Origin of the sequence: Collinsella sp. AM38-1BH (assembly GCF_003467545.1) — a bacterium.
In the GTDB taxonomy this organism is placed as follows: Bacteria; Actinomycetota; Coriobacteriia; order Coriobacteriales; family Coriobacteriaceae; genus Collinsella.
In genome coordinates this window covers 81,941-93,412 of the sequence record NZ_QSHC01000008.1, presented here as the reverse complement: position 1 = coordinate 93,412, position 11,472 = coordinate 81,941, and the positions used below count along the sequence as shown (strand labels likewise).

The following is an 11,472-nucleotide window of genomic DNA, read 5'->3' as shown; positions in this document are numbered from 1 at the left end:
GAGCAAGGCGGGGCCGAGGCCGCCTCGATCAATTTGCGAAAGAATCTTGACGGTACCCACCCCAAGCGCGCCAAGGCATATTGGTTCATCAACGTGCACGTTACCGACGAACCCTATACGCACGAGTATTCCGTCGAGACCTTTGGCACGGACTTTTTGTTCCGCGTGCGCTTGGACCTGGGCTTTAAGGTCAACCAGCGCATCAATGCCTACCTGCGTCAGATCGTTGGCGACTTGATGGCATCGGGCGAGCTGCCGCCGCAGCATCACACCTACTCCATCTACGAGACGCGCGGCAACGTGGGCGACTTCCGTTTTTGCATGCTGCGCAAGATGCTTGCTCCCGAGACGGACATCAACCGCAACGACCATCGCGTGATGGCCATCAAGTATGCCGTCCGCCGCGCCTGCGGAAGCCCGGCACGCTGGTACGGTCTTGAGAACTCGGCCATCATCATCGAGTACGTACCGCTCTTTGCCCGCATGCGTCCAGCAGTCAAGCTCGTACGCACCCAGGTGCCACTCGAGGTCCAAATCGAGGAAGCCGAGGAAATGGAAGTCGATATCTTCTCGGACGACCTGGTCAACGGCAACGAGGCCGGTAAGGACATGAACGTCGATCCCACCGAGCTGCTCGAGAGCGTCGCCGATACGCCCGAACAGCAACAGCTCGACGGCCTCGAGAGCGAACAACTCAACGACGCCAACTTCTAGCAACGCCACAAATCAACGACAGCGGCCCTGCGCCTCACGAGAGACGCAGGGCCGCTTTGCATTGCAGTAAAGCTAACGGCTACGAACGGCGCGGCTCGGGAACCACGAGCCTATCGGGGCTCGCGCCCTCGGCATCCATCAGGCTCACGTAGCGAATCGACGGATCCCCATACATCGCGTAGTAATAATTGCCCGTGCGCGCACTAAAGCATCCGGTGTAGATAGTCTTCTCGAACTTGCCATCGCCCATCCTGGACGCTCCCTCGATCATCACCACGCCCTCGAGCGAGCGGAACATGCGAACGACGTTTTCGGTCTCGCTCTCCTTTTGCGGGTAATTGGCATTGAGGTACGCCGCCTTTACAAAACGGCTCGGCGAATAGCAGTCACCCGGAATACCGCGCATGCCGGCACCCGCGCCATAGGGCTTGAGCTCGGCGCCACGCCATGTCGCCGTCTGCGGAAAATCGCTTGTGGCCGTGATATAGGTGCGCAGGTTTTCCATGTGCCACGGGAAGGTGGGCTGATTGGCAAGGGTATCGACCGGATCGTCGTATACATGCAGGCCGTCAGCCATCATCTCGACCACGATGCTGCGCTGGCTGTCGCCGATAATCCAATGGAGCAGCGACACGCCCAGCCCCTCTCCGGCAGATTTGGCGACAATCACCGTGTCGCGCAGCGCGTCCTCGACCTCATCGACCGTCGAGAACGTCGCTGCCACCCACAGGGGAAACTCATAGGCCGCGATATTGTTCTTGCCGTCGACAGGGCCCTCGGCATACTCGGCATAACCCGGGAAATTGAGACCCGCCACGGCGAGGCCCGCATCGTTGCCGCAGTCGAAAAACATGGGATAGTTCTTGTAATCGATGCACATACCAATCACCGCGTGTGCCGCTGTCGCGTCGTCGATAAACGAATACGGAATGTGGAACCCGCGCGGCATCACACGAACCTGTTGGCCGTAGTCAAAGCTCCAGTCGAGGTTGCGGCCTAGATACATGTGGCCAGAATTATCGGTAAATCGAATGCTCGTACACATAGCGCCTCCTAGCTTTACGTTCCTGCTAAGGTTATTGTCACCAAACAAAAAGGCGCTAAACACAAAAGCCCGGACATGACAACAATGTCACGCCCGGACCAAAAGAGACGAAGTGTGGTGCTTTGTTCCCCTTAGACCAACTTTCCTAGACAGTGGTCAATCATGTGCTGGATCATCTGTGCCTCAAAGCCCGCGTAGTCGCGGCGGCACTCCTTCATCTTGCCGTCGACGATCTGATCAAAGGCGACCTTGCACTTGATATAGCGCGTGGACTTGGTGACCTCCTCGTGCGTCAGGCAGCTCTCCTCCATCTTGCTGGCGCCCAGGCCAAACACCAGACGGGGGTTGTAGAGCACGTGGGGCTCGCCGGCATCGTCCAGGTAGACGCAAACCTTCTTGGTAACGCCAATCTGGTTAGCGGCCAAGCAGCCGGCATCGTCGAGCGACTTGATGGTATCGATCAGGTCCTGAGCAACCGACTCGTCCTCGACGGTCGCAACCTCGCAACGCTGGGACAGAATAGCCTCGTCGTGGCAAAGCTCTTTAATCATACGTTCCTCCATAGGGGTCGTTGTAACCGCTTAAGTATACGGTACCCACACATTTTCATGCGAAAAATACCGTCCGTCTGCTACAAAGCGCCGAACATCAACATGCGAGGAACAACAGCGTCGTAAAGGGGCTATAGTGGGTGAGTTCGTGTCAATCGGCCTAAACTCGGGGCCGAGCAAGGAAAGGGTATGCATGGACGAACTATTTCACGTCAGCGAGCGCAAGTCCACAATCGGGACCGAACTGCGCGCTGGACTGACAACATTCCTGGCGATGGCCTACATCATCGCCGTCAACCCCGCAGTGCTCTCGGGCGCTGGCATCGATGCGGGAGCGCTCGCCTGCGCCACCTGCCTGGGCGCCGGCATCATGACCATCTGCATGGGCATCTTCGCCAACCGCCCGCTCGCCTGCGCGTCGGGCTTAGGCGTCAACGCGATGATCGCTGGAATCACCACCACCGTCTGCGGCGGTGACTGGCACGTGGCCATGAGCGTCATCTTCCTCGAGGGTATCGTCATCTTGCTGCTCGTGCTTTGTGGCCTGCGCGAGGCCATCATGGACGCCATCCCGGTTGTCCTGCGTCACGCCATCTCGGTGGGTCTGGGCCTGTTCATCGCCATGATTGGCCTGTGCGATGCCGGCATTATCACCGCTGGCGCCGGTACACTCGTCGGTCTGGGCGACATCACCTCCCCCACCTTCATCGTCGGCATCATCTCCATCCTGGTGACAGTCGCCCTCGCCTGCCGCAACGTCCCCGGCTCGCTGCTCATCGGCATCGTCGTCGCCGTCATCGCCGGTATCCCCCTAGGTGTGACCCATGCTCCGACCGGTATCATCGCCCCGCTCGACTTCTCGAGCATCGGTGGCCCCATCGCCGACGCCGGCGGCGTGCCCGCCATCGTCAAGGTCCTTACCGACCCCACGCTCCTCGTCATCTCGTTCTCGCTGCTCATGAGTGACTTCTTCGACACCATGGGCACCGCGATGGCCGTAGCCAAGCAGGGCGAGTTCCTCACCGACGACGGCAACGTCGAGAATATCAAGGAGATCCTGATCGTCGACTCCGCCGCCGCTGCTGTGGGCGGTTTCATGGGCGTCTCCTCCATCACCACCTTCGTCGAGTCCACTTCCGGCGCCGCCGACGGTGGCCGCACGGGCCTCACCTCCGTCACCACCGGCGTGCTGTTCATTCTCGCCGCGTTCTTCTCCCCCATCGTCACCATCGTTTCCAGCGCCGCCACCTGCGGTGCTCTGGTCTACGTCGGCTACCTCATGATGAGCGAAGCCTCCGAGGTCGACTGGTCCGACGTGTCGCAGGGTTTCCCGGCGTTCATGATCGTCGCCGGCGTGCCCTTCACCTACTCCATCTCTGCCGGCATTGGCCTGGGCTTTATCGCCTACGTGATCGTCGCGCTCTTTAAGGGCGAGGCCTCCAAGATCAAGCCGCTCATGTGGATCGCAGCCCTTGCCTTCCTCGTCTACTTCTTCGTGGCGTAACGGCATAGTCTGCTAAAGCAGAACATCAAGGCGCGGAGTCGCATCGAGCGGCTCCGCGCCTTTCTTTTAGCGTCTGCCCCCGCGCCAGCGTGCGACAATTGAGGCTGTCAATATCACAACACCGAGAGAAGCCTGCCTTGGAAGCGCATCATAAGCAGATAACCGTTTATTCAGAGTGTGTGGAAGGCGCGCCCGTCATCTACCTTCCCGTGGTTATGGGCGACGGTAGTGAAGTCTACGAGCGCTGCCGAGAGCTCGACTGCCCGCCCTTCACCCTTGCCGCCATTGGAGGACTCGATTGGAATCGCGAGCTGAGCCCCTGGGAATGCGACGGAACTATACGAGATGCCGAGCCCTTTGGCGGACAGGCGTCTGAGTTTCTCGATGAGCTGCTGAATCAGATAATCCCAGAGGCCGAATCATCACTTCCCTGCCCGCCCACCTGGCGCGGCATTGCCGGCTACTCGTTGGCGGGTCTTTTTTCACTGTGGGCACTTTGGCAAACAGATGTCTTTGAGCGCGCGGCAAGTGCATCGGGGTCGCTGTGGTTCCCCGGCTTTATCGACTACGCGCGCGAGCGCACGATGACAGCCACGCCCGACGCCGCCTATCTGTCGCTCGGTAAAAAGGAAACCAAGACGCCCAACCGCATGATGCGGCACGTACTCGACGATACGCGTGCGATGGAAGAGCTGTTTATCGAGCGTGACATTCCAACAACGCTGGAGCTCAACCCCGGCAATCACTTTGCCCAAACTGACCTGCGCATGGCGCGCGGCATCCACTGGATACTGACGCATTAAAAATGGCGTCCACGCGTACATACGCATGGACGCCATTTTTAATTTGGCTGAACGCAGCTACTATTCAGCAGTCTCCTCAAGCTCGGAAGTATCAAACTCAAAGTCATTACCGGGCAGGATGGCGTTGAGCACAATGCCCACCAGCGAGCCCACGGCAAGGCCCGAAAGCGAAATCGTCACGCCGCCCAGCTCCAGCACGATGGCACCGGCGGTACTGTAGGCAATGCCGAGCGAAAGCACGAGCACCAGAGCCGCCACCAGCACGTTGCGGTTGTTCTGGAAATCAACCTGATTCTCGATGAGGTTACGCACGCCAACGGCGCTGATCATGCCGTAGAGCACGAGTGACACACCGCCGATAACGCACGCCGGCATGGCGGCAATCACCGCAGCAAACTTGGGGCAGAACGAAAGCACAATGGCGCAGCAGGCGGCAATGCGAATCACACGCGGGTCGAACACACGCGTCAAGGCAAGCACGCCGGTGTTCTCGCCATACGTCGTATTGGCGGGGGCGCCAAAGAGCGATGCCAAGATGGTCGCCAGGCCATCGCCGAGCAGGGTACGGTGCAGACCGGGATCGGCAATGTAATTGCGTTCGCAGGTAGAGCCAATGGCGGAGATATCGCCGATATGCTCGATCATAGTTGCAAAGGCCAGCGGCATGATGGTGATGATGGCCGTCGTGGCAAGACCGCTATCGAACTGCGGGCCAAAGAGCGCAAACACGGTGTTGTCCCACACGATGGGCAGACCGACCCACGGAGCGGCGGCAACGCCCGAAAAATCGACCTCACCCAACGCGGCCGCAACGGTATAGCTCACCACGACGCCCAGCAGGATCGGCACGATCTTGACCATGCCGCGGCCCCAAATATTGCAGATGACGATGACGGCCGCAGCGACAACGGCAACAAGCCAATTGGTCTGGCAGTTGGCAATGGCAGAGCTCGCTAGGATCAGGCCGATGGAAATGACGATGGGACCGGTCACCACCGGCGGAAAGAAGCGCATGACACGCTTGGCGCCAAAGGCACGGAACAGGGCCGCGAGCACCGGATAGAGCAGACCGGCGCAGGCAACGCCCAGGCAGGCGTAGGGCAAAAGCTCGGCCTCGCCGTTGGGCGCAATGGCGGCATAACCCGCGATAAAGGCAAACGACGAGCCCAGGAACGCAGGCACCTTACCGCGCGATAGAAAATGAAACAGCAGCGTGCCGATGCCGGCGAACAGAAGCGTCGCCGAAACGGAAAGGCCGGTGAGCACGGGCACGAGCACCGTTGCTCCGAACATCGCAAACATGTGTTGCAAACCCAACACGAACATGCGCGGGCGGCCGAGCGACGATGCGTCGTAGATGGCATCGGTGACGGCGGGCGTCGAGGATTGGGACATGGAAGTCCTTTCATGATGGAAGGGCGATCAGGCATATCGGATAACCTGCCCGAACGATACGATCCGAACCATTGTACGTGATACACCATGTCTCGCGCGCGCCGTCACCTGCAAGCGGTAACGTTACTTCCAAACGCGCTCAGCAATGCGCTTGACCAGCGCGATCTTTGCCCACTGTTCGTCCTCGGTCAGCTTGTTGCCAATCTCGCAGCTGGCAAAGCCGCACTGGGGCGACAGGTACAGGTTCTCGAGCGGCACATACTTTGCGGCCTCTTGGATACGTTCGACGATAACGTCCTCGTCCTCAAGCTCAGCCGCCTTGGTGGTCACCAGGCCCAGCACGACCTTCTTGCCGGGAGCAACGTACTTAAGCGGCTCAAAGCCACCGGCGCGTGGCGTATCGAACTCAAGGTAGAACGCGTCGACGTTCTCATGTGCGAACAGGTACGGCGCAATGGGATCGTAACCACCCTCGAAGGCATACGTGGAGTGATAGTTGCCGCGGCACACATGCGTGTTGATAACCAGATCGTCGGGCTTGCCCGCGATGGCAGCATTGTTGAGCGCCACGCCCAGCTCGCTCACCTTTTGCAGGTCAACCGGGCTCATGCCAGTCTTGGACACAAAGTCCGTATCGCAATAGATGCCCCAGGTGCAGTCATCAAATTGGATGTTGCGGCAGCCCGCGGCATACAGGTCGGCGATCACCGTGCGATAAGCGGCTGCAATGGCGTCGGCAAGTTCCTCATCGGTCTTGTAGACGGCGCGCAGACTCTCCTGCTGTCCATCGCAGCGGTCGAGCGTAACCTCCGAGAACGTCTGGATCGGCGCCGGAATGGTTTGACGCGCGACCTGGCCCTCCCCCTCAAGCGCCTTGACAAACTTAAAATGCTCGACGAACGGGTGGTTCTCGCCGCTAATGGGACCGGTAACCACGGCGGTGTCGGCCGTCGTCTCCTCGTCATGGAACATATAACCCGTGCGTGAGGTGCGGCGCTCAATGCCGTTAAGGCCCCACATAAAATCGAGGTGCCAGTAACTGCGGCGGAACTCGCCATCGGTGATCACCTGCAGGCCGGCGGCCTTCTGCTTGGCCACTAAGTCGCGGATGGCCTCGTCCTCGACGGCCTTAAGGCCGGAAGCGTCGAGTTTACCCGCGACATAGGCGGCACGGGCATCCTTTACAGCCTGCGGACGAAGAAAACTGCCGACGATATCGGCACGAAACGGCGCGTTCGGTTGAATCGAAGTGCTCATAGATATCTCCCTTTGCATTGGTTGCTTTACTGGGACAGAGTATGAGCGCTCATATGGTCATCGTAAAATATACGTTTATAACAGTTTGATATAGATGCTTCCTATATCAGTCTGGACTGTCATAAAGAGACTTGAACCGTGCGGAGCACAGCAGCCTAGATATGCTGACGAATCGCGTCGATATAGGCCCGACCGTAGCGCGTGAGCGTCGTGTTCTTGCGCGTGATGATGCCAATCTCCATGTACTCGTCCACGTCGAGCGGAATCGAGATAATGCCGGGGCCGTTGAGCTCGTGGCTGATCACGCCCGAGCATACCGTGTAGCCGTTGAGGCCCATGGCCAAATTGAACAACGTCGCACGGTCGCGCACGCGGATATTTTTGCGACGCTCGAACGTCGAGGTCAGCTCCTCGGAATAGTAAAACGAGTTGTAGCTGCCCTGCTCGTAGGACAGGAACGGGTAGTCTTCCAGATCCTCGAGCGTCACGCTGGAGCGGCCCGCCAGCGGATGGTCGGCGCAGACGAAGACATGCGGCGTGGCGCAGAAGAGCCCTTCGAACACGAGCTCGTTGGCGGCAAGCATGCGCTCGATGACCTCGCGATTGTGCTCCGACAGATACAGGATGCCGAGTTCGCTTTTCATATGCGCGACATCCTCGATAATTTCGTGGGTCTGCTCCTCGCGCAGGGTAAAGTCGTAGCGCGCGGCATCGAACTCGCGGATCACATCGACAAACGCATTAACGGCAAAGGAATAATGCTGGCAGCTCACACTAAAGTGCGGCACCTGCTCGGACGTGCCTTTGTACTTGCCCTCGAGCAGGTCGGCCTGGTCGAGCACCTGGCGCGCGTAGCCCAAGAAGGTCTCGCCTTCCTCGGACACAATGACGCCCTTGTTGGTGCGCTCAAAGATATGCACACCCATCTCGTTTTCGAGATCGCGAATCGACGCGGTAATCGAGGGCTGCGACACAAAGAGCCGGCGCGAGGCCTCGGTGATGCTACCGCATTCGGCAACCTTAACAACATATCTGAGCTGCTGGAGCTTCATAGCCTTCTCCCTAGACGTTCGTGACGCCAAAACCTGCCGCGTCCATTTGACGCATAAACGACGGCATCTCCCCCGTCGCGGCGCAGGCGGCAATCTGATGCAGAGCCCCGGCAACCGCATCATCTGCCGCAGCGCCAATATGCCAGCGTGCGGCAGCCGTGACGGCCTCGTTGGCATTGGCGACTGCAACGGAGTTAGGAACGGCATCGATCATGGGCAAATCGTTATCAGAATCGCCGAATACGGCCACCTCGTCGGGCGTCAGGCCCAAAGCGCGCGCCAGCTCCAGCGCAGCGCAGCCCTTGTCCCAACCAGCCGGAAGGATGTCGAACAGGCGCACTCGGTTGTTGGGAAACACAAGCGAGAGTTCCGGCACCTCAGCGGCAACGCGCTCACGTAGCTCCGCGAGCTCCTCACGCGAACGGGCACTCCAGATATTCGCCTTAAACACCGACGCGTCATCGACGACGGGACGACATGGGGCCTCTTCGCCTTTGAGCCACGCGTTGCCGCCCGACTCCATGGCGCGACGAACGCGCTCGGGGTCACTCGTCACACAATGGGCATCGTTGCCCCAAAAGTCATCGCCCAGGCTGTAGACTTTTAGAAATGTATCGTCGGTCTCTTGCTCCAGATAGTCGGCCAAACGCATCAGAGCATCGTTGTCGATTGCGCGCGAGGCGACTACTTCGCCGTCAACAAACATCACCTGGCCGTTACAGAACGCACCGGTCGAATAACACCCGGAACGGTTTTTGAACATCCAGCCCATCGCGGACGGCTGACGACCCGAAACCGGCCCAAAGTGCAAACCCGCCGCCTGCATGGCATGAATACCCTCAATGGCGTAGTCGCTGGCGCCGTCATGCCCGGCTGGAATCAGTGTATCGTCCATATCGGTCAGCACAAGTTTGATCATAGAGTCCCCTCGGTCATTCTTAATCCCATCTATTGTACCGACCTGCCAAAAAGGGACAGGTTTATTTCGGCAGGTTTCATCTGGGAAAACGCAAAGTCCCAGTTGTTACCTGCCAAAATAAACCTGTCCCTTTTTGGCAGGTGCGCTAGTATAGGGAACAACAGATTCGATGCGGGAGTGCCGGCGGTGCAAACCACAAGGCTGAGAGGGCATGGGGCCCAATCCTTTGAACCTGTCAGTTAATGCTGGCGTAGGGAGCATGCCGCCTTTACAGGGGCGCTGTCTATGCACAGCGCCCCTTTTCTATGCCAAGGAGGCATGTGCAGTGATTGATTCGGAACAGCTTAAGCAACATATGGTCAAGGCCGTGGAGGAGATTCGCACCACCAATCCGATGGCCGGCTCCATCACCAACACGGTGACGATCGACTTTGTCGCCAACGCGCAGCTCGCTGTGGGTGGATCGGCCGCCATGGTCTATCTTCCCGACGAGGGCGAGGCGCTCGTTGCCGGCGGCGGCGCCATCTATCTCAATATGGGCACGCTCTTCCCCATCTACGAGCAGACGATTCCCCGCGCGGCCAAGGCGGCACACGACGCCGGCAAGCCCTGGGTGCTCGATCCGGTGGGTCTGGGCATCGGCAGTCTGCGCACCCAGTTGGTAAACGAGCTTAAGCAGTACAAGCCCGCCATCGTGCGCGGCAACGCCTCCGAGATCATCGCGCTCGCCGGCCTGTGGGGTCTTGAGGGCGAGGCGGCCGATCTGAGCCGCGTGCGCGGTGTCGATACCACCGACACGGTCGACGCCGCCCGCGATGCCGCCGTGGCGCTCGCCCGCTACACCGGCGGCGCCGTTGTGGTCTCGGGCGAAGTCGACCTGATCACCGACGGCATGACCGTGGCCAAGTCCCACGGCGGCAGCCCGCTCATGTCCAAGATCACCGGTTGCGGCTGCTCGCAAGGCGGCGTGCTGGCTGTGTACGCCTGCGCTGCCGACCCGTTTACGGCCGCCGTCTGCGGCACCGCCGTCTACAACGTTGCCGGCTCGCGTGCCGCCGCTGTCGCCGACGCCCCGGCAAGCTTTAAGGTCGCCTTTATCGACGAGCTCTACCGCGCAACCGCCCAGGACATCGCCAACAACCAGCTCGACCTCGAGGAGGCATAGGCCATGTCCGAGCCCGCAACCGATGCCGGCATGAATACGCTCGTCGCCGTGGCCATCGCCCCGTGCGGCACCGGCGATGAGCTGTCCGCCGAGGTCGCCGAGGTCGTGCGCGTCATTCGCGAGAGCGGCCTTCCCAACCGCACCACCTCGATGTTCACCGAGATCGAGGGCGACTGGGACGAGGTCATGCAGGTCGTGCGCGACGCAACCTTTGTGTTGGCGAGCAAGGGCATCCGCACCGAAGTCGTGCTCAAAGCCGATATTCGACCCGGATTTACCGACACCATGACCGGCAAGCTCGAGCGCATGGAAGCTCAGATCAAAAAGCAGGAGGAAACACGATGAGTATCCGCGACAACCTTGATATCTCGGCCTATCTGGTGCTCGGCCCCGAAAACACGCTCGGGCGCCCCGTGGGCGATGTGGTGGCCCAGGCACTCGACGCCGGCTTTACCTGCATCCAGGTGCGCTCCAAGGTGGCAAGCGCCCGCGAGATCATTGCGCTGACCGGCGACGCCGCGCAGGCAATCGCACAGGCCGGCAAGACCGGTCAGGTCGCTTTGCTGATTGACGACCGCCTGGACTGCGTACTCGCCGCGCGCGAGCAGGGCATTGCTGTCGACGGCGTGCACGTGGGTCAGAGCGACATTCCCGTCGAGGTCTGTCGCAAGCTGCTGGGGCCCAACGCCATCGTGGGCCTTTCCGCCCGTTGCGAGGAGATGCTCGAGTACGTCAAGACCGCCGACATGAGCCTAGTCGACTACCTGGGCATCGGCCCACTCCACGAGACCGAGACCAAGCGCGACTGCGGACGCGCGGCCGACGGCTCTATCATCACCAAGAGCTTTGAGGACCTGGCCGCCCTCCACGCGGCAAGCCCCGTGCCCATCGTGGTGGGCGGCGGCGTCAAGACGGCCGACCTGCCACAGCTCAAGGCCACCGGCGTCGACGGCTTTTTCGTGGTGAGCGCCGTCTGCAGCGCCGATGACCCCTACGCCGCGGCCAAGGAGCTCGTCGACACCTGGCAGCAGGCGTAAGTCTAGGCCGAGCAGCTGATTCGCAGCCTC

General features: G+C 60.2%; 11 protein-coding genes, 1 pseudogene and 1 riboswitch. Of the genes and pseudogenes, 6 read left to right on the top strand and 6 right to left on the bottom strand.

Annotated elements, in window-relative coordinates:
• Window positions 1-714: pseudogene (locus DW870_RS05065) on the top strand (potassium transporter Kup); the annotation flags it as partial.
• A gap of 79 nt (window positions 715-793) precedes the next feature.
• Here the strand turns inward: DW870_RS05065 and bsh are convergent.
• The gene (gene bsh, locus DW870_RS05060; protein ID WP_117848244.1) at window positions 794-1,759 is read right to left on the bottom strand and encodes a choloylglycine hydrolase; all 966 of its coding nucleotides are present in this window, start codon (window positions 1,757-1,759) and stop codon (window positions 794-796) included.
• Window positions 1,760-1,890: 131 nt separating this feature from the next.
• A complete protein-coding gene (locus DW870_RS05055; protein ID WP_035137017.1) occupies window positions 1,891-2,310 on the bottom strand; it encodes a peptide deformylase in 420 nt (139 codons plus the stop codon).
• Between the two features lie 193 nt (window positions 2,311-2,503).
• On the opposite strand from DW870_RS05055, the gene DW870_RS05050 reads away from it, so the two are divergent.
• A complete protein-coding gene (locus DW870_RS05050; RefSeq protein ID WP_117877083.1) occupies window positions 2,504-3,814 on the top strand; it encodes an NCS2 family permease in 1,311 nt (436 codons plus the stop codon).
• A 137-nt stretch (window positions 3,815-3,951) separates the two neighbouring features.
• Window positions 3,952-4,617, top strand: a complete 666-nt coding sequence (locus DW870_RS05045) for an alpha/beta hydrolase (RefSeq protein ID WP_147332623.1) — start codon at window positions 3,952-3,954, stop codon at window positions 4,615-4,617.
• Window positions 4,618-4,677: 60 nt separating this feature from the next.
• Here the strand turns inward: DW870_RS05045 and DW870_RS05040 are convergent, their stop codons facing one another.
• The 4 genes from DW870_RS05040 to DW870_RS05025 all read right to left on the bottom strand — a co-directional run bounded on the left by DW870_RS05040 (window position 4,678) and on the right by DW870_RS05025 (window position 9,240).
• On the bottom strand, window positions 4,678-6,012 hold the full coding sequence (locus DW870_RS05040; protein WP_117769834.1) for a uracil-xanthine permease family protein: 1,335 nt from the start codon (window positions 6,010-6,012) through the stop codon (window positions 4,678-4,680).
• A gap of 123 nt (window positions 6,013-6,135) precedes the next feature.
• Entirely contained in the window at window positions 6,136-7,269 is a 1,134-nt protein-coding gene (locus DW870_RS05035; protein WP_233504606.1) for a 5-methyltetrahydropteroyltriglutamate--homocysteine S-methyltransferase, read from the bottom strand.
• Window positions 7,270-7,424: 155 nt separating this feature from the next.
• Window positions 7,425-8,321, bottom strand: coding sequence for a LysR family transcriptional regulator (locus tag DW870_RS05030; protein ID WP_117769836.1), 897 nt, complete (start codon window positions 8,319-8,321; stop codon window positions 7,425-7,427).
• 10 nt (window positions 8,322-8,331) lie between these two features.
• Complete coding sequence (locus DW870_RS05025; RefSeq protein ID WP_117769837.1) at window positions 8,332-9,240, bottom strand: HAD-IIB family hydrolase; 909 nt, start codon at window positions 9,238-9,240, stop codon at window positions 8,332-8,334.
• 163 nt (window positions 9,241-9,403) lie between these two features.
• Window positions 9,404-9,514, top strand: a riboswitch (TPP riboswitch).
• A gap of 51 nt (window positions 9,515-9,565) precedes the next feature.
• On the opposite strand from DW870_RS05025, the gene thiM reads away from it, so the two are divergent.
• From thiM to DW870_RS05010, 3 genes are read left to right on the top strand one after another with little or no spacing between them, the layout of a single operon-like run.
• Window positions 9,566-10,405, top strand: coding sequence for a hydroxyethylthiazole kinase (gene thiM / locus DW870_RS05020; protein WP_117769838.1), 840 nt, complete (start codon window positions 9,566-9,568; stop codon window positions 10,403-10,405).
• Between the two features lie 3 nt (window positions 10,406-10,408).
• Complete coding sequence (locus tag DW870_RS05015) at window positions 10,409-10,750, top strand: thiamine-binding protein (protein ID WP_233504607.1); 342 nt, start codon at window positions 10,409-10,411, stop codon at window positions 10,748-10,750.
• Entirely contained in the window at window positions 10,747-11,442 is a 696-nt protein-coding gene (locus tag DW870_RS05010; RefSeq protein WP_117769839.1) for a thiamine phosphate synthase, read from the top strand. The genes DW870_RS05015 and DW870_RS05010 overlap by 4 nt, the downstream gene beginning before the upstream one ends.
• The last annotated feature ends 30 nt before the right edge of the window (window positions 11,443-11,472 follow it).